Source organism: Marinobacter sp. BSs20148 (genome assembly GCF_000283275.1).
GTDB lineage: Bacteria > Pseudomonadota > Gammaproteobacteria > Pseudomonadales > Oleiphilaceae > Marinobacter > Marinobacter psychrophilus.
Genome location: NC_018268.1, coordinates 1,404,637 through 1,430,946, shown reverse-complemented (window position 1 = coordinate 1,430,946; position 26,310 = coordinate 1,404,637). Strand labels below are relative to the sequence as shown.

Annotated in this window: 24 protein-coding genes and 2 pseudogenes; 7 read left to right on the top strand and 19 right to left on the bottom strand. The window is 52.9% G+C overall.

The features are described 5' to 3' along the window. Position 1 precedes the first annotated feature (1 nt). Together MRBBS_RS06415 and MRBBS_RS06410 are read right to left on the bottom strand one after the other, a co-directional pair. Positions 2-829 carry a TauD/TfdA dioxygenase family protein gene (locus MRBBS_RS06415; protein WP_014870634.1) on the bottom strand — a complete coding sequence of 276 codons (828 nt, stop codon included), beginning with the start codon at positions 827-829 and terminating at the stop codon, positions 2-4. 213 nt (positions 830-1,042) lie between these two features. Further along, positions 1,043-1,939, bottom strand: coding sequence for a LysR substrate-binding domain-containing protein (locus MRBBS_RS06410; protein ID WP_014870633.1), 897 nt, complete (start codon positions 1,937-1,939; stop codon positions 1,043-1,045). 313 nt (positions 1,940-2,252) lie between these two features. Here MRBBS_RS06410 and MRBBS_RS06405 point away from each other — a divergent pair, with 313 nt between their 5' ends. The 3 genes from MRBBS_RS06405 to MRBBS_RS06395 are packed head-to-tail and all read left to right on the top strand — an operon-like array spanning position 2,253 to position 5,632. Further along, the gene (locus MRBBS_RS06405; RefSeq protein ID WP_014870632.1) at positions 2,253-3,389 is read left to right on the top strand and encodes an ornithine cyclodeaminase family protein; all 1,137 of its coding nucleotides are present in this window, start codon (positions 2,253-2,255) and stop codon (positions 3,387-3,389) included. A gap of 21 nt (positions 3,390-3,410) precedes the next feature. After that, positions 3,411-4,517, top strand: coding sequence for an ornithine cyclodeaminase family protein (locus MRBBS_RS06400; RefSeq protein WP_014870631.1), 1,107 nt, complete (start codon positions 3,411-3,413; stop codon positions 4,515-4,517). A gap of 17 nt (positions 4,518-4,534) precedes the next feature. Then, on the top strand, positions 4,535-5,632 hold the full coding sequence (locus tag MRBBS_RS06395) for an ornithine cyclodeaminase family protein (protein ID WP_227497591.1): 1,098 nt from the start codon (positions 4,535-4,537) through the stop codon (positions 5,630-5,632). A gap of 53 nt (positions 5,633-5,685) precedes the next feature. Here the strand turns inward: MRBBS_RS06395 and MRBBS_RS06390 are convergent, their stop codons facing one another. Next, positions 5,686-6,369: an isochorismatase family protein gene (locus MRBBS_RS06390; RefSeq protein WP_050996597.1), complete on the bottom strand. Its 684-nt coding sequence runs from the start codon at positions 6,367-6,369 to the stop codon at positions 5,686-5,688. Between the two features lie 625 nt (positions 6,370-6,994). On the opposite strand from MRBBS_RS06390, the gene MRBBS_RS06385 reads away from it, so the two are divergent. From MRBBS_RS06385 to MRBBS_RS06375, 3 genes are all read left to right on the top strand, one after another. Next, positions 6,995-7,981, top strand: coding sequence for an ABC transporter substrate-binding protein (locus MRBBS_RS06385; protein ID WP_014870629.1), 987 nt, complete (start codon positions 6,995-6,997; stop codon positions 7,979-7,981). Positions 7,982-8,076: 95 nt separating this feature from the next. Continuing rightward, the gene (locus tag MRBBS_RS06380) at positions 8,077-9,054 is read left to right on the top strand and encodes an aldo/keto reductase (RefSeq protein WP_014870628.1); all 978 of its coding nucleotides are present in this window, start codon (positions 8,077-8,079) and stop codon (positions 9,052-9,054) included. Positions 9,055-9,213: 159 nt separating this feature from the next. Continuing rightward, on the top strand, positions 9,214-10,242 hold the full coding sequence (locus MRBBS_RS06375; RefSeq protein WP_041635136.1) for a Bug family tripartite tricarboxylate transporter substrate binding protein: 1,029 nt from the start codon (positions 9,214-9,216) through the stop codon (positions 10,240-10,242). A gap of 199 nt (positions 10,243-10,441) precedes the next feature. Here the strand turns inward: MRBBS_RS06375 and MRBBS_RS20230 are convergent, their stop codons facing one another. Then, entirely contained in the window at positions 10,442-10,564 is a 123-nt protein-coding gene (locus tag MRBBS_RS20230) for a hypothetical protein (RefSeq protein ID WP_014870627.1), read from the bottom strand. Positions 10,565-10,911: 347 nt separating this feature from the next. Here MRBBS_RS20230 and MRBBS_RS19350 point away from each other — a divergent pair, with 347 nt between their 5' ends. Further along, entirely contained in the window at positions 10,912-11,181 is a 270-nt protein-coding gene (locus MRBBS_RS19350) for a putative sulfate exporter family transporter (RefSeq protein ID WP_144012693.1), read from the top strand. Here MRBBS_RS19350 and MRBBS_RS06370 read toward each other — a convergent pair. The 15 genes and pseudogenes from MRBBS_RS06370 to MRBBS_RS06300 form a co-directional block, all read right to left on the bottom strand. Continuing rightward, on the bottom strand, positions 11,165-11,623 hold the full coding sequence (locus tag MRBBS_RS06370) for an IS3 family transposase (RefSeq protein WP_144012692.1): 459 nt from the start codon (positions 11,621-11,623) through the stop codon (positions 11,165-11,167). The two genes, MRBBS_RS19350 and MRBBS_RS06370, sit on opposite strands and share 17 nt — an antisense overlap. Positions 11,624-11,642: 19 nt before the next feature. After that, on the bottom strand, positions 11,643-11,864 hold the full coding sequence (locus tag MRBBS_RS18880; protein WP_413540185.1) for a transposase: 222 nt from the start codon (positions 11,862-11,864) through the stop codon (positions 11,643-11,645). A gap of 242 nt (positions 11,865-12,106) precedes the next feature. Then, complete coding sequence (locus MRBBS_RS06360; protein ID WP_014870623.1) at positions 12,107-12,721, bottom strand: cysteine hydrolase; 615 nt, start codon at positions 12,719-12,721, stop codon at positions 12,107-12,109. A gap of 47 nt (positions 12,722-12,768) precedes the next feature. Further along, positions 12,769-13,803 (bottom strand): Bug family tripartite tricarboxylate transporter substrate binding protein, encoded by a 1,035-nt coding sequence (locus MRBBS_RS06355; RefSeq protein WP_041635135.1) that lies wholly within the window; start codon positions 13,801-13,803, stop codon positions 12,769-12,771. A 279-nt stretch (positions 13,804-14,082) separates the two neighbouring features. Further along, positions 14,083-15,654 (bottom strand): annotated as a pseudogene (gene tnpC, locus MRBBS_RS06350) (IS66 family transposase). An 83-nt stretch (positions 15,655-15,737) separates the two neighbouring features. Further along, positions 15,738-15,977, bottom strand: a pseudogene (tnpB, locus tag MRBBS_RS18875) (IS66 family insertion sequence element accessory protein TnpB); the annotation flags it as partial. Positions 15,978-16,571: 594 nt separating this feature from the next. Beyond that, positions 16,572-17,594, bottom strand: coding sequence for a Bug family tripartite tricarboxylate transporter substrate binding protein (locus MRBBS_RS06340; RefSeq protein ID WP_014870619.1), 1,023 nt, complete (start codon positions 17,592-17,594; stop codon positions 16,572-16,574). Positions 17,595-17,705: 111 nt separating this feature from the next. Continuing rightward, positions 17,706-18,410, bottom strand: a complete 705-nt coding sequence (locus tag MRBBS_RS06335) for an isochorismatase family protein (protein WP_041635134.1) — start codon at positions 18,408-18,410, stop codon at positions 17,706-17,708. A 69-nt stretch (positions 18,411-18,479) separates the two neighbouring features. Further along, positions 18,480-19,520: a Bug family tripartite tricarboxylate transporter substrate binding protein gene (locus MRBBS_RS06330; RefSeq protein WP_041635133.1), complete on the bottom strand. Its 1,041-nt coding sequence runs from the start codon at positions 19,518-19,520 to the stop codon at positions 18,480-18,482. 169 nt (positions 19,521-19,689) lie between these two features. After that, positions 19,690-21,042 (bottom strand): lyase family protein, encoded by a 1,353-nt coding sequence (locus MRBBS_RS06325; RefSeq protein ID WP_041635132.1) that lies wholly within the window; start codon positions 21,040-21,042, stop codon positions 19,690-19,692. A 77-nt stretch (positions 21,043-21,119) separates the two neighbouring features. Further along, a complete protein-coding gene (gene pcaG, locus MRBBS_RS06320; protein WP_014870617.1) occupies positions 21,120-21,719 on the bottom strand; it encodes a protocatechuate 3,4-dioxygenase subunit alpha in 600 nt (199 codons plus the stop codon). Next, positions 21,720-22,421: a protocatechuate 3,4-dioxygenase subunit beta gene (gene pcaH / locus MRBBS_RS06315; RefSeq protein WP_041635131.1), complete on the bottom strand. Its 702-nt coding sequence runs from the start codon at positions 22,419-22,421 to the stop codon at positions 21,720-21,722. A gap of 19 nt (positions 22,422-22,440) precedes the next feature. Further along, the gene (gene pcaD, locus MRBBS_RS06310) at positions 22,441-23,616 is read right to left on the bottom strand and encodes a 3-oxoadipate enol-lactonase (protein WP_014870615.1); all 1,176 of its coding nucleotides are present in this window, start codon (positions 23,614-23,616) and stop codon (positions 22,441-22,443) included. Between the two features lie 121 nt (positions 23,617-23,737). Next, positions 23,738-24,448: a dienelactone hydrolase family protein gene (locus MRBBS_RS06305; RefSeq protein ID WP_014870614.1), complete on the bottom strand. Its 711-nt coding sequence runs from the start codon at positions 24,446-24,448 to the stop codon at positions 23,738-23,740. A gap of 95 nt (positions 24,449-24,543) precedes the next feature. Beyond that, positions 24,544-26,307 (bottom strand): thiamine pyrophosphate-binding protein, encoded by a 1,764-nt coding sequence (locus tag MRBBS_RS06300; protein ID WP_014870613.1) that lies wholly within the window; start codon positions 26,305-26,307, stop codon positions 24,544-24,546. Positions 26,308-26,310 lie beyond the last annotated feature (3 nt).

The window sequence follows — 26,310 nt, the reverse complement described above, 5'->3', positions numbered from 1 at the left end:
CTTATTCAAAGGGGGCAGCGGTATCACCGACAGTCACCCGTTTAAGGAGTCGGCGCTCATTTTCGTTAAAATCATTTCTGGCGTGAAGAACACAGCGGTTATCCCAGATCAGCGTATCGCCCACTTTCCACTGGTGTTCGTAGATGAATTCCGATCGTTCACAGTGGTCATACAGTTCGTCAAGCAAGCTTTTACTCTCTGCCTCAGACAGTTCCATTATCCGGTCTGTCATTAACCTGCAAACGTAGAGCGCTTTCTTGCCGGTCTCTGGTATCGTGCGAAACACTGGATGAACGGCTGAAGGAGTGTCCTCGGACAGTTGCTTGTTAGTGGAGGTGGTTTGCCCGTACTGGTAGGTATGGAGCGCAGTCAAACCCTCAAGTTTGCCTTTGGTTTCCTCAGGCAACGCTTCGTATGCCTCGCACATGTTCGAAAACCGGGTTTCGCCGCCCTTGGAGGGTAATTCAATGGAGTGGAGCACCCCCGCCTTGTTGGGGACTTTCTGGTGAATCCGATCAAAATGCCAGAACAACTCGCCGTCTGGCAGGGCGCCGAGCGCCGCTTCGCCGTCACGAATGTTGGAAATGACCATTATTTCCGGGCGCGTTGCCAGGGCGCTCATCTTCCGCGCCTTCTCAATCGGGCCGAAGTGCCCGGCAAACCGGACAAGATCATTCTCCGTGAGGGAGCAGTTCCGGATAACCAGTACGTGATATTCGAGCCATAGCTGGTAAAGCGCTTCCGCGCCGACATCATCAATCTGGGTAGGATCAATGCCTTTGACCTCCGCCCCGAGCGCCGGCGAGAGTGGCACAGTCTGATAAGACATTCTTAACCTCCAATCTGATAATCTCTGCAGCACTACCGGTCATAAAACCTGCAGCGCCATCCACTGTCATTGAATACAGAACACCCCGTGACTTTCCAGGCGACAAAATGAGTGCAGCTGGGAAAATCAACAATAAAGGTACACCGTTCCATATGACAGAACAAGACTCTAGCGAGAGGAAGAGGAAATTTTGCCTTGTGAAAATCGTTGGCTCTAGCTCGACAGAAACGTTTTAGCAACGTCGTCTGCCACATCCATCAACGCCTGTGCCGCAGGACTTGCTGGTTTATTCCGGAGGCGAACCCTGTGCATGGGCCGTTTGAAGCAGACCGGGAATTCAAGCACATTCACCTTGCCAACGCTCAGGTGCTCACGAGCGGCGGCAGAGGAGACCATGGCAAGCCCCAACCCGGCAGCAACGCTTTGCACCAGCGCACCATTGCCACCCACCTCGATCATACGCCCCACATTAACACCGGCCTTTTTCAACAGTGCGAGGGTCACAGTCCGGGTACCCGAGCCTTCTTCACGCACAACCCAACGCTCTGAATCCATATCGGACGGCTTGAGCGCGTTGACCCTGAGAAGGGAGTGATGGGCATGAGCCAGGATAACCAATTCATCTTCATGCCAGAACGTCTGCTCGACCCGGTGGTCATCCAACGAGCCTTCGATAAACGCCACGTCAAGCTCGTAAGCCAGCAACCGACGCTGGATCAGTTCTGTATTCTCACTGATTATGCGGACGTCGATAGCGGGATACCGGCGCAGGAATTCGGCAATGACTGGCGGCAGGAAATAAGTGCCGATGGTTCTACTCGCTCCAACCGTCAGACTGCCGCGCGCGAGCCCCTGACGCCCCCTAAGATCCGCCATAGCTGACTTTTCCAACGCGAAAATCGAGCGGGCATGTTCATAGAGTTCGGCGCCAGCCTGCGTCAGATTGACCTGGCCGCCCCGACGCTCGAGCAGTGAAATCTCGAGCTGTTCCTCAAGTTCCCGGACTGCCCTGGACACTGCGGGCTGGCTGATATGGATAGCCTCGCCGGCGCGGGAAAAGCTTCTATACTCGGCGACGCTGGCGAAAGTGCGCAGTAGGTGCAGGTTCATAACGCCCTCATTTTTGTTATGGCAAACAATTCCTGTTCTCTGTATCCAACCTCGCCCAATTGCCAGACACAGTATCCGGTTTCTTTATAGGTATATCAAAATTATGTATTCGCATTATAACATCAAGCGATTTAAGTTATTGACAACAAAAAGCATGCCAGCCGTTGCAGTAATGGCCTCAGGCGAACACCGGTACCTGCGGCTGCCGCTCTGTCGCTGCACGCGGAAAGCAGTTGCCAGAACGGTATTCTATATGGCATGGCCAAGAAGCATCCAATCAACACCCGTCTCACTTTACGTCAACAGGTGACCCATGCTCATCATCAATAATGACGATGTATTCAAATTACTGACCATGGAAGACTGTATCCGTGTACAGGAGGCAGCATTCAGGAAGATCCCCGACGGTGGTGCTATCCATCGACCGCGCATCGACATGTATATGCCAACTGACCAGGAAGACAGCTATTTCCGCTGGGGCTCGATGGAAGGGGCGAACGACGGCTACTTCGCCATCCGTATGAAATCGGATGTAATTACCTGGCCGACAACGCCAGATGGCAACTGGACGGAGGAAAAATACTGTCGGGAACCTGGCACTTATTGCGGCCTCATATTGCTTATGAGCACTCGTAATGCAGAGCCTTTGGCATTTATCAATGATGGTGCGCTGCAGCACATGCGAGTCGGTGGCGGTGCAGGAATTGGCGCCAAGTATCTCGCTCGGGAAGACTCCCACGTTGTCGGCATGCTTGGGTCCGGTGGCATGGCCCGCACCTTCCTCGAAGCCTTTGTCGCAGTCCGGAATATTCAGCAGTGCAAGGTCTACAGCCCCAATCCGAACAATCGGCAAGCCTACGCCGCAGAGATGTCCCGCAAACTGGGTATCGACGTAGTGGCGGTGGATTCGGCACGGGAAGCGGTCCGTGGCGTCGATATTCTCTCCAGCTGCACCACCAGCATGAAGCCGGTATACGAGGCGGACTGGATCGAGCCCGGCATGCACGTCACCAACCTCAGCCGACGCGAAATCAGTGACAAGGCCATGGAAAAATTCGATGTCGTCGTTCGGCAAGGCACGGCTGGTCTGCAGATGCGACAGAGTGAACGCTTCCAGGCGGAACGAGGCTTCAGCCCAGCGGCGTTCATCGGCGGCACAACAGAGCAGATGAAACTCATCCCGGCGAAGAATCCCGAGCCCGGTTTCGGGGGCGATAGCCCCGAGTTCAAGGACCGGGGCAAGGGTGGTGACAAGCCCGATTTCGCCGATCTTATCTCAGGCAAGGCCAGCGGCAGAACCAGTCCCGACCAGGTGACTTTTTACCGAAACGTCGGCAACCAGGGCCTGCAATTCTCGTCGGTCGGCGGCTGGGTCTATTCCCAGGCAATCGCTCAAGGACTGGGTAGAGAAATTCCTACTGACTGGTTTCTACAAGACATCCGGGACTAGAGTCCCGACTGGAGAAAAAACATGACACTCATTATTAATAACGACGACGTCGCCAAGCTTCTTACCGTCGACACAACCATCGAAGCTCTGGAAGAATCCTACAAAAACCTGGTGCTTGGGGAAGCGACCTGCAGGCCTCGAATAGACATTCGGATTCCCACGAGCGACCCGCACAAAAACTACCAGTTCGGATCCATGGAAGGCGGCTCCACCAAGGGCTACTTTGCCACCCGGATGAAGTCCGACATCCTTTACGAAACAACCTATAACGGTGCAACCACTTCCGAAAAATACTGTGTACGGCCGGGGCTGTTCTGTGGGCTTATTTTTCTGACTTCCATAGAGAATGGAGAACCCTTAGCGTTTATCAACGATGGTGTCCTGCAGCATATGAGGGTAGCCGGTGACGGCGGCATCGGCGTCAAGTACATGGCCCGGGAAGATGCTGATGTAGTCGGAATGCTCGGTTCGGGCGGCATGGCGCGATCCCATATGGACGCTTTCATGGCAGTGCGGCGGATCAGGAAACTGCAGGTCTACAGTCCCACTCGGGAAAACCGCGAGGCGTTCGGCCAGGAGATGGCCGCAAAGCATGGTATCGAAGTACAGGTATGTGACAGCCCGGACCAAATCTACAAGGGCGCGCACATCATCGCATCCCTGACCGACTCTGCTGTATCCGTGCTCGACGGCAACCTGATCGACAAAGGTGCCCACGTCATTGTGGTGGGTAGCGAAGGCCGGCCTGATACCGCCACCATGGAGAGGGTCGATGTCTACCTGCGTTTCGGCGATGCGCCAGCGCCCACCGGCCATCCCGAGTTCGAGACCGATGCGGAATACATCGCCTGGGAAGCTCGCCCCGACCTTCCGAAGTTCGGTAATGGTCGATGGGGAACCCGCGGCCGCGGTGTCTGGTTACCGGACAAGAGAATCACCCTCGCGGACATTCTCAGTGGTAAAACCCAGGGGCGGACCTCGGACGAGCAGATCACTTGGTCCGAACGGGGCAACCTGCAAGGGGCTCAGTTCTATGCCGTCGCCGGCAAAGTCTACGAATTGGCGAAAGCGGCGGGCATGGGATATGAAATTCCCACCAGCCTGTTTCTTCAGGACATCCGGAACTGACGCGTGCGCATCCGGACATGTATAGAGAATTAAACCTTATGACACTGCTACTGACGAACGATGAAGTCGAAAGCCTGTTGAGTATGCCGGAAATGATCAACGAGCTGGAGCAAGCCTACAGTGACCTCGCCAATAATCAGGCAATCAACCGGAACCGATCGGATACCGGCATCCCGAGACCAGACATTGATGCCAACTATGTCTTCAAGTCGATGGAGGGAGGTTACCCACGACGAGGAGTTTACGCGCTGAGGATCAGCTCCGATATTATCCAGTGGCCCAGCCAGGGCGCCCGCCAGCATCGCAAAGAAAAGCTCCCGGCTCTTCCCGGAAATCGTTGGCTAGGTCTGGTGTTACTTTTCAGCGTAGAGAACGGTGAGTTGCTGGCCGTGTTACCTGACGGAATCATCCAACGCTTTCGGGTAGGTGCAACCAACGGTCTGGGAATCAAGATGATGTCCCGTCAGGACTCCCGCCGTGTCGGGCTTATCGGTTCAGGTTTCCAGGCAGGAACCCAGGCCATGGCCGCCTGTGCAGTGCGACCAATCGAGAAAATCAGCGTCTATAGCCCAACCGAGGCGAAGCGCAGGGCCTTTGCCCTGGAGTGGTCGAAAAGACTCGGGATACCTGTGACACCCGCAGCGAGCGCGGAAGAAGCTGTGGCGGGTGCCGATATTGTCATGTGTGCCACCAATTCCATGCAGCCTGTCATCAATGCCGACTGGCTGGAACCAGGCATGCACCTGTCGAGCCTCAAACGCTTCGAGATACCAGTGGAATGCTACCGACGTGCGGATCGGGTTGCCGTGCACACCCGACTCTGGGAGCCCGACATGCAGATGATGGGGGAAGAAAATCTTCCTGATGACTCGCTATGGGCACAGCGGAAAGCCGCCAATGGCATCGATTGGCTGGATCAACCCGAGATTGGCCAACTGACGTCCGGAAAAGAACCCGGTCGAACTAGCGACCGGGAGATCACGTGTTTCATGAACAATGTCGGACTGGGGCTACAGTTTGCCGCAGCCGGGGCGTTAATCCTCGATAAAGCCCGACGCGCGGAGCTCGGAAGGGAACTACCACTCGAGTGGTTTACCCAGACCGTGGTATCTTGAAATGAGTTGGGCGTCTGCACTTCCCCCGGGGTAGTAGCACTCCATGCCTATAATTAAAGTTGGCCCAGTAAATCATCAAGTGCCATAACGTCCGCGTATTTATGATGCAGGTCAAACAGGCTTGCCTGATGCGAAATAGGGTTTCGGTCAAAGACAGCTTCTTCAACCAATATTGTGTGAAAACCGAATGAATAGCTGTCTGTCGTAGTGGCCCGAACGCAGCCACTAGTGCTCTCTCCGACAATGATCAATGTTTCCAGGCGAAGTCGCTGCAAGTAGGTGACAAGCGGCGTGCCATAGAAGCAACTTGCACGCTCTTTAGCAATGACTAGTTCACCTTCTTTCGGCGCCAGGTCTGGGTGAATATCGTAAGCACTTTCCGAAGTTTGCCTCTGTCGACGGAAGGTGGCACTGGCTTTAGCTTGATGGAAGGAATTACGGACATCTTTTGTCGAAAATAAAACTGGCAGGCCTCTCGAACGCATCGCTTCAAGGATCCGGCGCGTCGGTTCCAGTGCTCGCCAGGCGTATTCCCCGCAAGAACTGGGATATTCCTTATGCAGCTCACGAATAGGAAGATCTCCACCCTCGTAGCAGAGATTATAGAGGTCAACCAGTAGCAGTCCGCATCGACCTTTGATACCTGTCTCCCGACGGTAGGGCGAGTATAATTCATATATTTCTGGCGGGTATAGGTCCTGCCAGCAGTGATTTTCAAACTCATTCTGGCCGGCCATTTGATGCCTCCCCTGTTTGTTAAAGCCACGAGAACCTTAGCCGGTACCGTCGATTACCTGACCGTAAAAGCAAGGCAGACCGTTCTTTATAACAGAAGCGAATGCCCTTGTATTTCCAATTGGCCCTTGCGAAACGAACAAGCCTCGATCCGAGAGAGGCCGTGGTGCTGCAAGACCAATAACTTCTCCAGGGCCCTGTCCTGCGATACGGTGCAACGTTTCACATCCTTGGCCAGGTTTGTCAGCCATCATACAGATGAGATCGAGGCATTGTATGGACAGGTGCCGCTAGAGGAGTCCCAGCCAGCGGAAGTGGGTGGTTAATCAACTGCGCTTACCCTGAGACATAAGATTCGACAACTCACCTAAACCTGATTTTAATTGGCAGAGGGCGTAACACGAATTGGAAACGCGCATGAACAGATTGATTATTCGTGGTTTTTCAGATGGGTATCCGCGTCATCATCCACTCGTTTTTCAGCATTGAAATTGCCATTGGACTTATATAGAACGCTGTTCTATTTTTCAGGGGCGCATTTAAAAACGGGACCAGAATGCAAATTTCCTTGCCCCAGTTCCGGGCATTTTGGTTTGACCAATATAGGATTGCAGAAAGGACATAAACATGGCTGCACCACTCAATCTGACCCTGGCTCTGGAACGTTATGATCGCCACGTTCCGTTTTTCGACTCTACACTGAAATTGCCGGAAGGACTGAACCTTACGGTCTATCAGACCGGACAGTCTGTCACGCTACGTGATGGCAAGGGTCGGCATGAACGTATGCTGCATGACAGTGATTTTGACGTGGCCGAGTTTTCTTTATCCACCTTTCTGATGGCCCGAGCTCGGGGCATGCCCATCATCGGCATTCCTGTGTTTCCGCGCCGTCTGTTCAGTCTGAGCCAGATATGGGTGCATCCAAATTCCGGCTTGCACCATCCTAAGGACCTGATTGGCAAAAAAGTCGCTATTTCGTCCTTCCAGACGACTCTGTCGCTGCTCGCAAAAGGGGATCTGAAATTCCAGTACGACACGCCCTGGGAACAGATTCATTGGCTGCTCACCACGCCGGAAAAAGTCAAGTTTGACCTTAAACCCGGAGTCCAAGTGGACTATATCGGCGGCAGTCGGGAAGACGTGGCACAAAAACTGGCGAATCATGAAATCGACGCCTTCTTCCTACCCCACCCGCCACACTCGGTTGTTTCCGGTAAACTACCCGCTCGGCGGTTGATTGACGACTGCCGCGCCGCAGAGCTCGACTATTTCCGCCGCGTCGGCGACTTTCCAATTATGCACGTAGTTGCCATCCGGCAGGAGTTGGTGACGCGGGAACCCTGGCTGGGCCGTGCGCTTTACGATTTGTTCAATCAGGCCAAATCACTGGCCGAGGGGTATTACGAGGATCCAGGCTGGTCCCGACTGGCCTGGGGGCGTCATTACTACGAACAGGAAAAAGCCCTGTTTGGCCGAGATCCCTGGGAGAACGGATTTCAACGGAATCGAGCAAATCTTGAGCGATTTCTCCAGTACTCCAGGGATCAGGGAATGATCGATTCTATCTACCCGCTGGAAGAACTTTTTGTGGAGGACACTCTGAACACCTGATTTCTTTGGAGCGCCTTGCGGCACAAGGCGCTCCAAAAAGATATGGCGGAGAGAGGGAATGGATCCGATAAACTTTAGCGAAACAAGGAGGATATATGAAGTTAAACCAAACACGACCAATTGGCTTAGGTTGCATGAACCTGTCGCATGCCTATGGAGAGCCATCTTCACCTGAGCAGGCAAGCAAAATTTTGAATCTGGCCCTCGATCTCGGCTACAACCATTTTGATACCGCCGCGTTTTATGGCCTGGGTGTCAATGAACAATTGATTGGCAATGCTGTTGCCCATCGCCGAAACGAATATTTTTTGGCCAGCAAATGTGTGTTGGTGCCAGACGAAAATGGCAAACGTTCGCTTGATGGTCGTCCAGAACGCATTCGTCAAACCTGCGAAGAAGCTCTTAAACGGTTAAAAACAGACTTTATCGACCTATATTACTTGCACCGTTATGATAAAAAAGTTCCGTTGGAAGACAGCGTCGGCGCGATGGCCGATCTGGTCGCTGCTGGCAAAATAGGCGCGATCGGGTTGTCGGAAGTGTCGGCATCAACTTTGCGTAGGGCTCACGCCGTGCATCCTGTGAGTGCGGTACAGACAGAATACTCATTGTGGACACGCAATGCGGACATAGCTGTTATTGATGCTTGTGCAGAATTAGGTGCTGCTGTTGTTGCCTTTAGTCCGCTCGGTCGAGGTTATTTAACCGGTGCGTTGACTGATGTTACCAGCCTTGGTCCAGAAGACATTCGCCGCAGAATGCCGCGATTCTCTGAAGAAAATTATGCCAAAAATCTATTACTGCTTGAGCCATTAAAACAGATTGCTAATAACCACAATGTTTCAATGGCGGAAGTCGCTTTAGCTTGGGTGTTACAGCGAGCTAAGCATATTATTGCCATTCCTGGCACGTCGTCCGAGACCCATTTAAAAGCTAACTTAAACGCCCAGTCGGTGAGTCTTTCAGATTCGGAGTGGCAGCTTTTACATCAAGCCATTAACGACGAAAAAGTTCACGGCCCACGCTACAGTCAAGCGGCGCAATCGGATGTCGATACCGAACAATTCGCCTAAGGAAAACTAAGGAAAACATTTAGTTTCTCGTACGTAAAAGCGGTTCCGTAAGGCCTTTTAACCACGTTAGGCGTTGTTTTATACGTTGCCTTTTAGTTCAAAGTCTCTATATTATAGAACGCTGTTCCATTTTAAAAAAACAACAAGAAGGCCAACGTAATGAAAATCAAAATACCAATACTCGTCGGTGTAGCAATCAGCTGCTTGCTCTCTCAAGGAGCTATCGCGGACGAAGCCCGTGAGAGGTCGTTTTATGAGGGGCAAACGGTTGAACTAATGGTGGGCTTCTCCGCTGGAGGTGGTTATGACACCTACGCCCGTACTCTGGCCCGGCACTTGCCCAAGCATATACCGGGGAACCCCAATGTGGTTGTAAAAAATGTTCCTGGCGCCGGTTCGCTGGTACTGATGAACCAAATTGCCAACTCTCTCCCTGCGGACGGCTCAGTATTCGCCCTGGTCAATTCCGGGATTCCTTTCGAACCATTATTCGGTAATAAGCAGGCCAAGTTTAAGGTGCAGGATGTCAACTGGATAGGCAGTCTTGCCGACGACACTGTGTTGGGAGTTGCAAATACGGATAGTGGCATTGAACACCTGCTGGATCTACGCGAGAAAAGTATGACCATGGGCGGCTCTGGCGCCGGTTCCAGTACCAACTTTATGCCCAGGGTCCTGACCGGCCTGTTCGATCTCAATCTTAAGGTCATCGCTGGCTACCCGGGATCTACAGACATTGTACTTGCCATGGAAAGAGGTGAAGTGGACGGGATAGGCGGCCAGTTCATGAGCACAATAATGACGCGCACCCCGGAATGGTTAGCCGAGGACCGCAAGGTGAATCACATTTATCAATTAGCGATGAAAAAGCATGAGTTGTTGCCCGATGTTGACCTCGTTCGAGACATGGCTGAAACAGAAGACCAGCGTCAAGCTGTTGATCTCCTGGCTGCCAGTCTGATGTTCGCACGCCCATTCGTTGCGCCTCCGGGCATGGACACTGAAAGGCTCAATACCCTTCGCACAGCCATGAAACAGACTGCACAGGATCCGGAATTTCTGGCTGATGCTAAACGCCAGAGTTTGCCGGTTAATTTTGGTTCCGGGGAAGAAATGCTCGCTTTCTTCGCCAAAATAGAACAAACGCCCGAACACATTGTTGAAATAGTCAAATCGTCGAAGAATTAATCAGCCTGACCTAATGCTCCCGGCAACTACGTGTACCGGGAGCATTTCGGTGATTCTGGTTTTATCTGACCAGACCTGTTTATCGATCGGCCGCCGCTTTGTCCAAGGTATTGGCCTAAACGTTTCTCTCTAACTTCATTGTATGGACAGATTTAGTTTCTCGCACGTAGAAGCGATTCCGCAGAGTATTTAAAATAATTCAGTCCAGGTTTTGTGCGAACAAGCCGATAACGCCGGTACCTGCATTTGCTGATTCGATGGCAAGTTCATTGGCACTTCCGATACTGACGTTGAATAGTTTGGCTGGCTGCACATCGACCATCAGGCCGCCTTTTTCAAACTTCCATAGATCGGCTTTTCGGATAAGAACGTCGGGGCAGTTGGGAGGAGTTGGGAGGAGTTGGGAGGAGCTGGAAGGAGTTGGAAGGAGTTGAAAAGGCTAACCTGTAAACTCGATTAAGTATTCTTGTTTTATTTGATTTACACATAACAGTTGTAATTTAGAATAACGTTACTCAATTTTGATTTAAAAGCAATGACGTGATGAGGAACGGACTGGGTTTAGACCCCGCGCTGGTGCTGGAAGTCATCGTCGGTAACCTTCTAATTGCGCGAAATGCTCAATCTGTCGAAGTGGGTCTGAAGTGTTCGACCCGGTGACTATTACGCATCGGAATTGTGCTTTTTTGGCTCTCCTTGACCTTACAACAAGTGTTTGTGCTGGGTCCCAAAATAGTCCTGCTTGATCTGATGGCGATGACCACAGTCATGATCGTTGGCTATCCACTTGGTACCCGCTGGCTCAAATTTGCCCCCGAAACAGCATTACCCCCCCAGTGCGGGAATCGCCATCAGTGGTGCGGCGCCCACGAGCCAGACGAGGCCTGCGGCGACGGCCATGTTCAGGGCGTCTGTCACCAGCTTAGCGTTCATCCGTGACCCCATGCTTCAGCCTACTACCCGTCCTGAATAAGTCGATGAACACCGCCAGATTAAGCCAAGCCTCCCGGGTCCAGATGTAAGTGATGTCAGTGACGTGCGCCTGATCTGGCTCAGCGGCGGTAAATTCTCGTGCCAGTACGTTGTCGAACACCGGCTGTTTGTGGTCGCTGTCTGTGGCTATCTTAAACTTCTTCCGGTACCGAGCTTTAACGTCTGCTTCGCGTATCAGCGACCACGCCTTTTGCCGGCCTACGGGATAACCCAGAGCGTTCAGGGCGTGATTCATCCGCCTGGGTCCAATACTCTTGTCGCTACTTTGAGCGAGCTCCTTCACAGCCTCAATCATCGCCTCGTGCTCCGCATCCGACGGCCGGCGGCGTTGACGCTGGCAATACCGGTAATAGGCATTGCGACTGGCACCCAAGAGCCGACTCATCATGTCGACTGGCCAGGCCTTCTTATGCTGGGTAATGAACGCATACTTCCAGTACGTTTTCTTGACCGGTTGAACTCACCGTCGCTTTTTTTAAGATGTTTATCTCCATTTTCAGGCGGCGATTTTCTTCTCGCAACAGGCGAATTTCCAACTGTTCAGCGGTCAGTTTGCCGTTCACTCTGAAAGCCTGCCCATCGACCGATTCATGCTCTTTTATCCAACGCCCCAGCATGTTTGGGTTGATCTCCAGGCTGTGCGTCGCATTGGCTTTTGAATATTCCTACTCCAGCACAAGGCTGATTGCCTCCAGCTTAAACTCCTTTGAGTACAGCTTTCTTGTGGTCATGTAGGTTCTCCAGTTTCAGGGTATTATTCCTTAACTGGGCTGGTCACATCCATTCAACCACCTCACTTCGCGCATGGCGGAGAAAAAGCATAGGGAATATCTCACCTCCCTGCAAAATTGCTCCGTACACCACATACATTCTATTTCAGCATATCCTCTATTTCGCCAACGGTGCGAACTCGCCCCATACGCGGGAACACGTTGCGCATAAAATAGTGGTGACTTTCCATCTGGTGAGATGTCGACGCGTCACTGGCGAAAATCAGATTATAGTCGAGGTCTCTTGCGCAATACGCTGTGCTTGCAACGCCAACATCTGTAGAACCACCACTTATAATGATCGTGTCGATTTTCTTTACACGAAGGGCCAAATCGAGATAAGTCTGGTGAAAGGCATTCCAGCGAAATTTCGGAATCATGTAATCCTGTGGCTGCGGTTCAAGTTCATCAATCACCTTGGCTTCCCAACTTCCGGCTCCGAAGATCCTTGTTTCCCTGTGATCAAATGATAGCGGTCGCATCCAGTTGTCCGTATCCCTTATCGTCTGCGCGGTTGTACCGTTATCATCACGGTGATTGGCATACGCATACGCGATCATGACGTTTTCGTTGCGGGCGGCTTGCAACAACCGTATCGCATTATGAACTACCGGAGCCACTCTCCCCCAAGTCTCGGGATTATCCTGTTTGATGTGTCCGTTAAGCATATCGAAAAATAGCAACGCAGTTCTATTGGGATCTATGGCTCTGTTCATTGGCTTATTCTCTTGGAAACAGTTATCGGGCTTTGATCGCTAAGTGCTTATCGATTGACATGTTTCGCGTCTTTGATAACTTGCACGACCTCTGGCGAAGCCCGATAGCTTTCCCTTACCACTTCAGTTATGTCCGCCGCGCTGACGAAAGAGATTTCCAACTGCTTTCGCTCAGCTTCAGCCAAAAACTCCGGATCGCTGGCGGTAGCTTCGAATGCCTTCTGCAGAGCAACGAGACGGTCAGCAGGGATGCCGGGAGGCGCAACGTAAGGGCGGCCCATCACTTGGCGAGCTAACATGAGTTGAAGAACCTGTTTTTGATAATCGTTTTCGGCCAGATCCATTATTAGTGGGACTTCCGGTAGTTCGGGGTGTTTGCTCCGGGATAGTATGAACAAAGGATTGAGCTTACCCTCCTCTATCCACGGAGCCCAGCTGGTTTTCACCCCAGTCCAGCCACCACTACAATGCCCTTCTATCTCTCCACGCTCCATAGCGAGGTTTATTTCACTACTGCCTGGGTATCCGCTGGCTAGGTTGAATTTGAAATCTAGAACTTCAGCGAGCACACGCGGAAATGTATCGGTGTCAGCGCCAGCTCCCGTGCCGCCCACAAGTAGTTCGTGCTCGCGTAGGTCTTCTAACGTCTTAACATCGGCTGTATGCCAGGCAGCGCACATGCCCATTTCGTCGTTCAGGCTTCCAAGCCAGTTCAGCTCCTGAGGTTTAAACAATGCTTGTTCATTACCGAACAGCGGTTCGAATGCGGCACCGCGGGCTACGGTGCCAAAGACAGTGCCGTCTCTGGGCAGGGTATTGGCGATCTGATTCATCAGAACCAGGCTGCCTGCCCCGGGAACATTCTTGACAATGACATTCGGATTTCCCGGGATTTTTTCGCCGATATATCGCGCTAAAGTGCGGGCATAAGTATCGTATCCCCCTCCGGCTGAGTAGCCCACCAGAATCTGGACTGTTTTGTCCTTGTAAAAGCTGGCCACAGCCGATTCCTCGCCAACAGCAATTGAGGAGGTCGAAAATAGGACGATACTTGCTGCCAAAGGCGCCAGAATTTTACGCATGTTATGGTTATCCTGTCTGGATTTTTCTAGTTGTTAAAGCCAGTGCTATTCAGATCTAAAGGCTATCACCATCCCAAGCCCTGCAATCGTCAAATCTGACGTGCAGTTTCTGGTTTAATTTTTCGTGAAGCCACTCTCGGCGTTCCTTCATGAATAACGATGTTCCAATTTATCAGTGTGCGACGAAAAAGTACAGCTCGTCTGGAGACAAATTGTCAACCTCCCCAGTCTAGTCAATGAGGCATATCGGTAAGCGCCGCTACATCGACCCACTTGCTTTCAGTCGATTTGCGGCACTTTTTTTGAAGCCCGCTCCAAGTCGACATTCCACGATGGCAAGGCTTCCAGCTTTTCCAACGTGTCTGCTTCAGCATTGCGCTCCAGTAAATACTGGATATAAGCGGAGGGTTCCAGGCCGTTGGCCTTAGCCGTTTCGACCAAGGAATAGCAGGTTGCGCTGGCACGGGCGCCCCGTGAGGTATCGGCGAACAGCCAGGCTTTGCGACCCAGAGCGAACGAACGGATGGCGTTTTCAGCCAGCACGTTACTGATCTGCAGATCACCGCGCTCGCAGTAGCCGATTAGAGTGGGCCACTGGTTGAGTGTGCAGTCCATGGCTTTGCGCGTCAGGGTACCCTTTGCGACCTTGCCGGCATTGGCTTCCAGCCAAGTCTTCAGTGCCTTCAGTCCGGGCACGCTCAGTTCCTGACGGATGCGGTAACGCTCGCTTACACTCAATTCTTTGATCTTGCGTTCGATGGCGTAGAGTTTGTTGATGTGGCTAAGGGCCACATCGGCTTTGGTGACTTTCGTGGGTTTGCCTTTACCCTGAGGCTTGGCCCCCTTGGTGGCCTCCACGAACTTACGCCGAGCGTGATCCCAACAACCAATTCGGGTGATGTCGTTATCTCGACACACCTTGCCGTAACCCGAATAACCATAGGTTTGCAGGACGCCCTTAAAGTCGTCGAGCAGACGAACAGGGACGCTGCCGGCACGAGACGGATCGTAGTCGAACAACACCGACGATTGATCTGGTGGGCCACCGCGGGTGACCCACATCCACTTATCAGATTGCGCTGTTTTGCCGTCTTCTTTCAGGATTTGTATCCAGGTTTCATCGGCCTGCAGGTAATCGCCGCTGTTTTACACTTCGCGCATCAGATGGATCAGCGGTTTGAACACGTCACCCAGACGGATCACCCTGTGCGCCATGCTGGTACGGCTGATCTCGTGGCCCAGACGCTTGAGCATGTGTTCCAGGCGATACAGCGGCAGGCCATCGGCGTATTTCGAGGTGATGACGTAAGCCAGTAATAACGTGGTGGCCGTGCATTTGCCTAGCGGGTGAACGGGGCAAGCCGCAGCAACTAAGCGCTCTTCACCGGTGTGTTCAAACACGGCTTTTTCCTGCCAGTACTCCAAAACTTTAAGCTGAGCCGGGATGAACTGCAGCTCTTCTTTGACTTTGGTGAAGAAGGTCTTACTGGCGCCAACTTTTTCTTCGTCGCAGAAGGTCAGTTCGATGCGCTCGCGCAGCAGTGTATCCGAGAAGCCACGCTGGCGAAGTTTATGGTAGGCCGGTGGTGCCTCTGTCTCTTTGACGTTGTCTGGCAACTGATCGCGCAAGACATTAATTTCGGTTTCCAACTCCGCTTCGTCAAACAGATGAACCTGGTGTGCGGACTTCTCACTGCTGGCGCTGAATTGTTGAATCCGTTTTAAGCGCAACAGTTCTTCGAGGATTTGGATGTACTGATCGCGTTGTTGAACTGCAGCGTTTTTAGCGACCAGTTCCTGCTGAAGAAACTCGACCACCGACAGCAATTCAGCGGCCAATAGACCGCTTATATTCGGTGGTTTTGAAAGGGCTTAAGGCTGTAATTTCATGAACAAATTACAGAAAAACAACACTTTGAAGCACCAAAAAAGAACTAATTAACGGCCTCATAATGCAGGGTTTTGTGCCCTTTTAACAAGGCAATATCGTAACCGTCCACCAACCAGTTGATCTGCTCGCCCGTGAGTGGCATTAGCTCATCTGAGGCCTTAGGCCACTTGGAATTCTCCTCAGCTAACGCCTTGTAATAGAGTACAAAACCGTTGTCTTCCCACATCAGGTATTTGATCTTGTTCCGGTGCTTGTTGGTGAAAGCGAAGAGCGCTCCGGTAAACGGATTATGCCCAGCTCCTGTTCAACCAAGACCGCCAGGCCCTAGGCCTGCTTGCGGAAATCAACGGGCGCCCAATACAGATAAATCTCTGGCAACGACAAGGACGGGCGTAAAGATCGGTGGGGCATCACAGCTGCCTCAAAACAGCGCCCAGCAACTCGATGTTGCAGGCGTGCAAACCGGTGATCGAGACACCCCCGGGCACTGACACGTTCAGGCCATCGGCTCCGCCGATGCCAGCGCCAGGAGCAGAAACGACCTAAGTGAAACCAGTGGCCGCGCGCGCCTTTTTTGGAGAGTCTTCAGTCGGGGCCAGCTTCTGGCCTCAGTAAACAAATTAATGGTAGTCCAGCGTCTGTTGCTTACAGTAAGCGCTGCCGGACACGCCGGAGACTTACCAGTCAGTAATATACTATTGCCAGGTACGCGCTCGTTCGGTTGGAGTCATGCTGATTCCTCATGGAATGGGTGAGGAAGTCAGTGTGCAATCGGCGAGCGGAAATGTAGGTGCTGATTTATTGGCGCTTACGCTGGCTCTACCCGAACAACCTGATGATATAGGCCACTGGGTCTATATCTGCCAAGGATTTTGGTTTACATGGCGTTTTTCACCACAGCAATCACCTCATCCGGGTACGCATAGGTTTCCGAAATAATTGCCTGGGTTTCTTCGCCGGTCACGAAGTCAATGCTCAGGCTCTGATTCGCTGCATCCTCAAGAAATTCTGGATCTATCGCCGTTTCGGCCATCGCTTTGCGCATGATTGCCACCCGTTCTTGCGGAACTCCGGGAGGCATGACGTAGGGCCGGGCAATCAACTGCCGGGCGAGGAACAGTCTCAAAACTTTTTTCTGTTTATCGGTTTCTGCAAAATCCATGACGAATGGGACATCCGGCAGGTCTGGGTGTTTTTCCAGCGCCATCTGAAATAGCACATTAACTTCACCATCCTCAATCCAGCCAGGCTTCTGTGTTCTTGCGCTACTAAGCAGCCAGCTACAGCGCCCTTCAACCTCACCGCGCTCCATAGCCAGCAGGATGTCATTGCCACCTGGATATCCCGTAACAATATTGAATTTGAAGTCAAAAAGTTCCGCCATAACCCGCGGATAGACGTTGGTGCTAGCCCCGGCGCCGGATGCACCCACAGTCAGCGTCTTGGATTTGAGATCCTGCCAGGTCTGAACTTCTGCGTCTTTATGCGAAACACAGAGACTGGTGCCCTTGGCCAGACTGCCGAGCCAGACGATATCAGCTGCTTGGTACTTTGCCTGATCGTTGCCAAACAGCGGCTCAAACGCCATTCCCTGATTGACAGTAGCGAAGACGGTACCATCGTTGGGAAGAGTGTTGGCGACCTGATTCATCAGGACAAGGCTGCCGGCTCCGGTGACATTTTTGGGCACCACTTCCGGTTGACCGGGAATATGTTTGCCAATATGACGGGCAAGTGTTCGGGCATATGTATCATAGCCCCCGCCCGGAGAGTGTCCGATCAGCAGGTCAATAGTTTTTCCAGCATAGAAATTGTCAGTGTTTTTGGTTTGTCCGAAAGCGCTGGCCGACCAAAGGGGCATGGTCAGGACAAGCACTAGGAAATTTATCGCTGCTCGCATGATTATTATCCTTTTTCGTAGCATCTGTGTTTTTGTTATCAGCCAGTGACACTGCGCAGGTAAAACACATCGAGCACAAATCACTTTTGATTACTTTATATGCTATAGCCGTTATCCGGGGCTATGAGACAAGCAGAGCGCTTCGAGTTCTGCCAAGGAAACAACAGACGCGTACTTGGCGCTGATGTCGAATAAGTTAGCGCAATGGGCAAAGTGAGAGCGGTCAAAGCAGCAATCGTCGACCAGATACGTTGTGTATCCGTGGGAGCATGCATCCACCACGGAAGCCCGCACGCACCCGGACGTCGAGACGCCGCAGACGACCAGTGTGTCGACTTTCTGTACCTGAAGGTAAGAGCTCAATGGGGTGGCAAAAAAACAACTGGCTTTAGCCTTCTCTAGCACCCATTCATTCTCTAACGGGGCGATTTCCGCCGGGAATTCCTGACCACTGGGCGGTGATGGTTTGGACCTCACACGCTTGGTCGCGCTCCCCGCAAAGGCCTGATCAATGCTGTCATTGCGGGTAAACACAATGGGCCAGCTTCGGTCACGAAACAGTTTCAGCAAACGCGCAATCCGCGGAAGTGAATCCCAAGCTACCTCACCGCAGGCGGTGGGGTACTCTCGGATTGCGTCTGCTACAGACTGGCTTTTAGAACCGGTAAAGGCCAGAGTGACATCGATGACGATCAATGCAGGACAGATCCCAAAGGGCTGACGCTCACCAAATCCAGACTGGCGATAGAGGTCCTGCTCCTCTTCTGGCACGACCTCCATCCACACTTTCTTCGCTGACCAGTCCTGCTTATCCACAACCGTATCTCCTGAAAAAACGAAGAATCTGACCCTATATTAAGAATTTCTCAGCCAGCTCGAGACCAGTTACTGCATCGCCCCGTTTAAAAGCTCTACGATCTCCTTCGGGTAGCCATAAACTTCTTTAAAGAACGTCTGCATTTCCTCGCCATCCACGAAGTCGATACTCAAGCCCTGATTGCCGGCGTCAGAAAGAAACGCGGGATCTTTTGTCGTCTGCTCAATCGCTTTTCGCAAGGTAGCCAAACGCTCGGGAGCCATGCCAGGAGGCGCTACATAAGGACGACCCATGATCAGCCGCGCGCCAAGCAGGTCAACGGCCTGTTGCTCCCTATCCGTCTTCGCCATCTCGCTAACCAACGGAACATCCAACAGATCCGGGTGCCGCTCGCGTCCAAGCTGGAAGACGATGTTCACATCGCTGTCCGGCTCAAGCCATTCCGGATTCTTGGCTTTGATCGTACTCAGAAACGCACTTCCCATTCCGTCCACTTCGCCACGTTCCATGGCAAGACCGACATCATTGCTGCCGGGATAGCCAGCAATCACCGTCAGTTTCAGATCAAACAGTTTCGCCAGTACCCGGGGGATGGTGTTGGTGTTGGATCCGGCACCGGTCGCCCCTACCGTCGCTGCCTGAGCCTTCAGGTCTTGCCACTTATTGATGCCGGACTCTTTGCGAAATAGGCCTACCGATGTAACCAGGCTGAGGTTGCCAAGCCAGCTCACCTCGTTGACGTCAAACTGGGCCTGCTCATTGCCAAAAAGTGGTTCGAATGGCATCCCGGAGTTAACGGCACCGATGACTGTTCCATCGTTAGGCAATGTGTTAGCGATTTGATTCATAAGCACCAGCGAGCCTGCCCCTGGCACATTCTTTACGACAACATCGGGATTACCCGGGATATGCTTTCCAAGGTGCCGCGCTAGAGTGCGACCGTAGGCGTCGTACCCACCGCCCGCAGAATAGCCGATCATGAGCTGAACGGTGCGACCGTCATAGAAGTCAGCTTCGTCCTGCTCACTAGCCGTGACGGGGGCAGAAGAAAGCGCGGTATAGGCGCCGACAGATAACGCCAACAGAAACAGTAAACCAAACGGTCGCATCTAATTAACCTCCTTTTTTCGTTATTGTGTTTGGAAGAGAATGAACCGTATTTGTACAGGAGTCAGAGGCGGATAAATAATGACTTAATGAAATTTTTGGATAACGAAACGGCATGTATTAGCAGCGTGGCGCTGGATAAAGAGGACAAACACTTGCCCGATCATTGCATTAGTTAGTAGACGAGTCGCTACCAGTCAACGTTCGAGCATTCTTGAGGGACTCGTCAATCCAGTGCTCAGAGGCACCACCACAAAGTAAATCCTGCCTGATCTGTGGAAGATCCAGTTCCCGCCCGGTCAGCTCCTTGAGGACATCAAAGAGGTGGCGTTCAGACCCAGCCACGCTCTGGCACGCCGACCCCACATGCCTGGATGCGTCGTCCCGGGACATGAAAGCGGCCAGCGCAAACGTCGCTGCTTCGGCATAAATCAAGCCATTGCTGCTGTTAAGATTGGCATCGATTCGGTCAGGCGAAATTTCCAGATGCTGCAGCCCCTCCAGGCAATGACGCAACCCGACCCCAGTGTTCATGAGCATTTGCGGCAGCACCAGCCACTCCAAGGTCCAGGCAGCGCCGCTGCGCTCGTGCTCGTGCAGCATGCATTGCTGCATCTGGCCAGCCAGACCGGCATTTTGCCGGGCCATAGCCATCATGATCTCAGCATTAACTGGATTACACTTCTGGGGCATGGTGGATGAGCCGCCGCCATTGCTGAACCGTAGCTCGCCAACTTCCGTCTGGGCCATGCGAAGCCAGTCTTCAGCAATTTTTCCGAGACTGCCGGTCGTCATTGCCAGCCACCCGGAAAATTCCATCAGACTGTCCCTCTGAGTATGCCAGCTTGGCGCATATCTCAAATCCAGGCGATCTGCTAGGTCACGCGCCACTGCGTTTGCGTTTGACCCCATCGCCACCAAACTGCCTACTGCCCCACCTAGCTGAATTTTGAGCAGGCGTGGCCTAAGCTCCGCAAGACGCTGATGCTGCCGAAGCAGAGGATCAATCCAGGTTACGATTTTCAAACCGAAACTCATGGGCACGGCCTGCTGGGTTCGGGTCCTACCCGCAATCAGCGAGCCGCGTTGTTGCTCGGCCAGCTGCGCGAGCATCCCTATAACACTGAGCAGACGTGATTCGTACACCCCAATGAGCGCCCGGCAGTTGAGAACAAGAGCGGTATCAACGATGTCCTGACTGGTTGCACCAAAGTGAACCCAGCGCGCAATGTCCGGCGCCAGTCCGTCCTTAAGAGTCTTGACCAGTGCAGGTACGGGAACCCCCGCTGATGCAGTGCCCGTCGCAAGACTAAGCGGCTCAGGCTCGAGACCAAGAGCCGCCTGATTTATGGCAATTGCGGCTTCGCGCGGAATTAGCCCAGCCTCGGCTTGCGCCAGCGCAAGCTGCCCCTCGACCTTCAGCATCGCTTTGATCTGAGCCTGGTCCGATAGGTGATGCCCACACTCTTGGTCCGATAACAGTCTGCTGTAAAGGCCCGAATCGCCGAGGCCGAATTGGCTCATAGTCACTCTCTTACGGGCAGGCTAATCATGTTTTTCGATTCTGAATTCCTGAGAAAAAACTCCACCCAGGCATTTGCTCAAAGATCAAAGAACACGGTTTCCTGATCACCCTGCATGTGGATATCAAAAACATACTCCACCCCTTCGCGCGAATCACGACGCTTGGCCAGGATCGTCGACTGACGCTTTTCATCAACGCTGCTAAAGACCGGGTCGGCCGCGTTCGCTGCGACTTCGTCATCAAAGTACACACGAGTATAGACGTGATTTAACAGGCCCCTCATGAATAACGTGACGGAAATGAATGGAGCATGCCCCACTTGGCCAGAACCGGGCTTTATAGTGTAAAGACTAAAGTGACAGCCTTCATGCATCCCCGTGCCGCAGCGGCCAAAGCCACTAAAGTCATAATCTAGCGCGCGGTCAACCCGCGTATCGCCAGGGTGCCGGTAACGCCCGGCGGCGTTCGCCTGCCAGATTTCGACAAGCGCGTCTTCCACCGCCACACCTTTGCCGTCAAACACCCTGCCTGTGAGGCGAATACGCTCTCCCTCGATTTTGGGAGATACCAGACAGCTTCCTGTGATCTGTGTGTGGGGGTAGTTGGCTTCTAAAGGATTCAGGCCATAATGAAAAAACGGCCCGATAGTCTGGGATGGGGTCTGTTTAATCCTCATTCAGTCTACCTCCATCGGCGTGGACGCGAAGCCCCGCAACACGATATCAAACACATAACCAAGAGCAAATCCCTCCTCGGTCACATCCAGAGAGAAATCACTAACCAAACGGCTTCTGGCCGCCTCGGGGACACTTTCGAAAATCGGATCGAAAGCCAGTAAAGGATCTCCAGGGAAGTACATCTGAGTAACCAGCCTGGTCGCAATTGTCGGGCCAAACAACGAAAAATGAATGTGATTGGGGCGCCAAGCATTATAGTGATTCCCCCAAGGGTAGGCCCCCGGCCTGATCGTGTAGAACCGGTAGCGGCCTTCAGCATCAGTGAGACAGCGGCCCGCGCCCAGAAAATTGGGATCCAGCGGGGCGTTGTGTTGGTCTTTTTTATGGACATAGCGTCCCGCCGCATTCGCCTGCCAGACCTCAACAAGGGTGCGGGGTATTGCATTGCCATGAACATCCAGAACGCGACCAGTAACGACGATGCGCTCGCCAATGGGCTCACCATTGACCTGACCATTGCGAGTCAGATCATGGTCCAAGGGACCAATGACTTCAGCCCCGAAGGCGGGGCCTGTCAACTCGGCCAGTTCCGGGTCGATTGCCACCAGGGATTTCAAAGGTCCACGTAAGATCGTCGATTTGTACCTTTCGTCTATGTAAGACGGATTTGACGCCCAAGAGCGTCTGCTCATTTTGCTCATGCCGTGTCTTCTCTGTTAACTATTGACTGAACTGAGCCATTTCTGCATAAGCCTTTTTAGCAATGCGCATGGCATTGTTCGAAGCCGGTGCGCCTCCATAGATGGCGACTTGCAGTAGAGTCTCTCTCACCTCAACCATGCTCGCGCCTGTATTTTCGGTGGCGCGTATGTGCATGGCCAGTTCATCGTCGTGTCCCAGCACAGCCATCATGGCAATGGTCAACAAGCTACGATCTCGCTTGCTCAGTCCAGGCCTACTCCAGACGGAGCCCCAGGCTGATTCGGTAATGAACGTCTGAAAAGGTTCATCGAAAGGTGTTTTGTTCGCCTCGGCACGGTCAACATGAACGGCGCCTAGCACCGACCGTCGAACATGCATTCCGCGCTCAAAACGACATTTATCCTTGCCATGATTGGAGATAAACTTGTCGATCAGAAGAGCTAAAGCCGCCGGCTGCTCAATACCTGGCATATGCCCTGCGCCGGCAATAATTTCAAAACGCGTGTCCGGGATCAGATCCGCTAACGCCTTCACTAATTCTGGTGGCGTTGCTTCGTCGCTGTCGCCGACCACACAAAGTGTCGGAACAGTCAGAGTACGACAAATCTTGGTGTAGTCAGCATCACGAATCGCGGCGCAAGTACTGATATAGCCCTGCAGCGGCGTACGGATGAGCATACTTTTCCACAGAGCGCATTGGGGCTGATGTTGCTGACGGAACTCGGGCGTGAACCAACGTTCGAGCACCGATTCAGACACCGCCTCCATTCCGCCACTACGAATCGCCTCAACCCGCTCGTTCCATATTGTTGGAGTACCAATGCGATGCCCTGTAGCACACAGAATTAGCGCCTTAACCAGGTCGGATCGCTTACTAGCAACACCTTGCGCAATCATACCCCCCACCGAGAGGCCACAGAGATACACCTGCTGCAGACCAAGTCCATCCAGCAACTGAATCAGATCGTCGACATGCTCTTCCAGCCGGTCTCCGCCCTGACAGGTGGAGAGCCCGTGACCACGCTTGTCATAAAGCAAAAACCGGTACTGATTACTGAGCAAAGACGTGACGGCCGACCAGATACGTGCATCCGTGCCCAGCGAATTCGAAAATACGATAAGCGGCAGGTGATCAGGACCATCAAGGCGATAATTGAGATAACCTCTTCTGACTGCTAGCGAATTAATTTCCATTAGGCGTCATGCTTCTAGTCGAATTTAGAATCAGTCTTGATCACCAGAAGCATATTGTAAATTTACAGTTTGTTCTTTTCACATACTGTAAAAGTTATGGATCGCCTACAGACCACGCTACTCAGCTTCCGAAAATTAGCTCCTCCTCCAGAAAAGAGATCGTGCGTTTCCACGATTCAGTCGCGGCAATAGAGTCGTAACGATCCTTTCGGCTATCGTTATTGAACGCGTGGCTAGCGCCCTTGTACATGTGAAGAGAGAAACGCTTACCGTGCTGCTCTAGCGCTTTCTGAAATTCAGGCACTGTCGAATTAATTCTTTCGTCCTGCTCTCCGTAATGCAGCAGCAGTGGTGCGGTAATGTCCGGGACCCGGGTCGAATCAGGTGATTTGCCGTAATAGATCACCGCCGCATCAAGGTCTGGATCGGCGACCGCGAGTTCGCCGGAGACTTTTCCACCCCAGCAAAAGCCAACACTGGCCACCTTGCCGTTGGTCCCTGGTAAAGTGCGAAGGTAATCAAGGCTTGCCAGATAGTTGTCGCGGTTGTCACCCTCATCAAGGCTATTAATCATTGAACGAGCCTGGTCCTCATCGGCTGGCGTACCGCCCTGGAGCGCAAGAGCGTCCAGAGCGAAGGCGACAAAGCCTGCTTCGGAAAAGCGTCGGACCAGATCCTCGATGTGGGCGTTGAGACCGGTATTTTCATGAATAACGAGTACCGCCGGATGCCTCTCTGAGTCGCTTGGATGGGCGAGATAACCGAAGAGTTTGCCGACCGGTGTCAAAAAACAGGGTCGGCCTGTAGTAAGCTGGCTATTGGATACAACCACAACTGTGTTCCTCAGCAAGATACATTTTCGCCGGCGAGCCGGCATGATTGAACAGTCCAGACGGCAAACCGGGTGGCTTGCTGTATGCATAGTGGCTACCGATGAAGGGTTATTATATCCACCAGCGCCGGACGGCCCTTCTTGACTTCCGCAAGGGCACGGCGGATCGCTGGCCCTACGTCAGCAGGCTTTGTAATGGGCCCTTCTCCATAGCAACCCATGCCCTGAGCGATAGTGGCAAAGTCCGGATCCGGTCCAAACAGGTCCATACCTATGTGAGCCTTGGCCTCATCGGTACCACGCAGTTTCGCCATGCGAATCTGGTGCTCCCAGTCGTTGAAGTAGGCCCGATTGTTGAACATAAGAATCAGCAGCGGAATCTCATGCTTAGCAGCGGTCCAGAGCGCCCCTGCGTCAAACATTAGATCACCGTCAGGCTGCAGCGCAACCACAACCTTGTCGGTATTTTTGTAGGCCAGACCCACGCCAATAGACATGCCGATCTGGGTCGCAGTGCCCAACGACCTCCCCGCGTGTCGATAAGGCTTATCGTAGTCCCAAATCTTGCGGGTCCAGTTATGCAATGTACCGGTCGCACAAACCCAGTCTTCATGCTGGATGACCTCCCAAACCTCACTCGCAAAACGGGCTAGTGCCAGTGGCTCGCTATCCCAATCTGCGCGAGCATCTTCCTGCCATTGCGCCCAGACTTCATCATGGCGCTGGCCCAAAGCTTCCTTACGGTCCTGAATTCGTTTTGCGAGGTTGCCATCGGCATCAAGGCGCTGTTGACCGATGCGTGTCATTTCCGGCATCACCAGTGCGGGGTCTCCCAAGGCGCTCAGGACTTTCGGCTGATAGCGGCCGTAATCCATCGCCCAAGACGACATGCCAATCTCGCCAAACCCGACCTCCATCCACTCGCACTTTTCTGACACCAACGAAGTCACAATTCGATTTGTGCTGTCGAGGTGCGCGGTCGGTTTTTCCCAATCGCGAACGTCAATGCCAAGTATCAGGTCTGCTTTGCGCATGACTTCCTGGTCCATGGAGGCGCAGAGAGGATGTCGGTTGGGGAAGCACAGTGAATCATTGATGTCCCAGACCGGCACGCCCAAGGTTTCCGCCAAGGCCACGAGATTGTCGAAACCGTCCTCGTGGCGTCCGGTATATTCCGCCATGATGATGGGGTTCTGGGCGGCGAGCAGCTTGTCCACCATCTGCTCGAGGATGACCGGATCGGCTCCCATGCGGGCGGGCGACTTCGACATACCTGCCGGCGGCATACCAAGTTTCAAATTCTCGTCCAGCGGTTTTTCCTGAAGCCACGCGTCGTAACACATGTAAATCGGGCCCTTTGGCTCGGTCACCATGGTTGAGTAGGCGCGCATGAAGCTTTCCGGCACACCCTCGATAGCCGTCGGTTGGTAATCCCACTTGGTGTAATTGCGCACCGCCTCGCCCTGGACCAGGGCGGTATGGCTCCAGTCGATATGAGGACGACGTTTGCCTTCGTCCATCGGTCCTGTTGCACCCATGATAAAGATAGGCGCGCGGTCAAGATTGGCATAGTAGATGGCCATTTGAGCATGCAGCAGGCCCACCAAATTATGCAGAATAACACCCATCGGTTTGCCGGTGGCCCGGGCATAACCATGGGCGATCTGCACGGCAATTTCCTCATGCTGGCAGAGCAGCATTTCCGGCTTATTGCCACCGTAATTGATGATTGAGTCGTGCAGTCCGCGGAAGCTGGCGCCGGGGTTCATCGCGATGTAAGGAAATTCGTACTCGTGTAGCAGGTCTACAATCACGTCAGACTGATATTTTTTGTATTTGGATCCGTTTTCAGCACTCATAAT

Bases quoted from the DNA above. Each gene is read 5' to 3' on its own strand.
- MRBBS_RS06405 (WP_014870632.1), top strand. From the start codon at position 2,253: ATGCTCATCATCAATAATGACGATGTATTCAAATTACTGACCATGGAA.
- MRBBS_RS06415 (WP_014870634.1), bottom strand. From the start codon at position 829: ATGTCTTATCAGACTGTGCCACTCTCGCCGGCGCTCGGGGCGGAGGTC.
- MRBBS_RS06400 (WP_014870631.1), top strand. From the start codon at position 3,411: ATGACACTCATTATTAATAACGACGACGTCGCCAAGCTTCTTACCGTC.
- MRBBS_RS06390 (WP_050996597.1), bottom strand. From the start codon at position 6,369: ATGGCCGGCCAGAATGAGTTTGAAAATCACTGCTGGCAGGACCTATAC.
- pcaG (WP_014870617.1), bottom strand. From the start codon at position 21,719: ATGAGGATTAAACAGACCCCATCCCAGACTATCGGGCCGTTTTTTCAT.
- MRBBS_RS06370 (WP_144012692.1), bottom strand. From the start codon at position 11,623: ATGATGAGTCGGCTCTTGGGTGCCAGTCGCAATGCCTATTACCGGTAT.
- MRBBS_RS06325 (WP_041635132.1), bottom strand. From the start codon at position 21,042: ATGAGCCAATTCGGCCTCGGCGATTCGGGCCTTTACAGCAGACTGTTA.
- MRBBS_RS20230 (WP_014870627.1), bottom strand. From the start codon at position 10,564: ATGGTCGATGTGCAGCCAGCCAAACTATTCAACGTCAGTATCGGAAGT.
- pcaH (WP_041635131.1), bottom strand. From the start codon at position 22,421: ATGAGCAAAATGAGCAGACGCTCTTGGGCGTCAAATCCGTCTTACATA.
- MRBBS_RS06340 (WP_014870619.1), bottom strand. From the start codon at position 17,594: ATGCGAGCAGCGATAAATTTCCTAGTGCTTGTCCTGACCATGCCCCTT.
- MRBBS_RS06375 (WP_041635136.1), top strand. From the start codon at position 9,214: ATGAAAATCAAAATACCAATACTCGTCGGTGTAGCAATCAGCTGCTTG.
- MRBBS_RS06380 (WP_014870628.1), top strand. From the start codon at position 8,077: ATGAAGTTAAACCAAACACGACCAATTGGCTTAGGTTGCATGAACCTG.
- MRBBS_RS06410 (WP_014870633.1), bottom strand. From the start codon at position 1,939: ATGAACCTGCACCTACTGCGCACTTTCGCCAGCGTCGCCGAGTATAGA.
- MRBBS_RS06330 (WP_041635133.1), bottom strand. From the start codon at position 19,520: ATGCGACCGTTTGGTTTACTGTTTCTGTTGGCGTTATCTGTCGGCGCC.
- MRBBS_RS06385 (WP_014870629.1), top strand. From the start codon at position 6,995: ATGGCTGCACCACTCAATCTGACCCTGGCTCTGGAACGTTATGATCGC.
- MRBBS_RS06360 (WP_014870623.1), bottom strand. From the start codon at position 12,721: ATGAACAGAGCCATAGATCCCAATAGAACTGCGTTGCTATTTTTCGAT.
- pcaD (WP_014870615.1), bottom strand. From the start codon at position 23,616: ATGGAAATTAATTCGCTAGCAGTCAGAAGAGGTTATCTCAATTATCGC.
- MRBBS_RS06355 (WP_041635135.1), bottom strand. From the start codon at position 13,803: ATGCGTAAAATTCTGGCGCCTTTGGCAGCAAGTATCGTCCTATTTTCG.
- MRBBS_RS06300 (WP_014870613.1), bottom strand. From the start codon at position 26,307: ATGAGTGCTGAAAACGGATCCAAATACAAAAAATATCAGTCTGACGTG.
- MRBBS_RS06395 (WP_227497591.1), top strand. From the start codon at position 4,535: ATGTATAGAGAATTAAACCTTATGACACTGCTACTGACGAACGATGAA.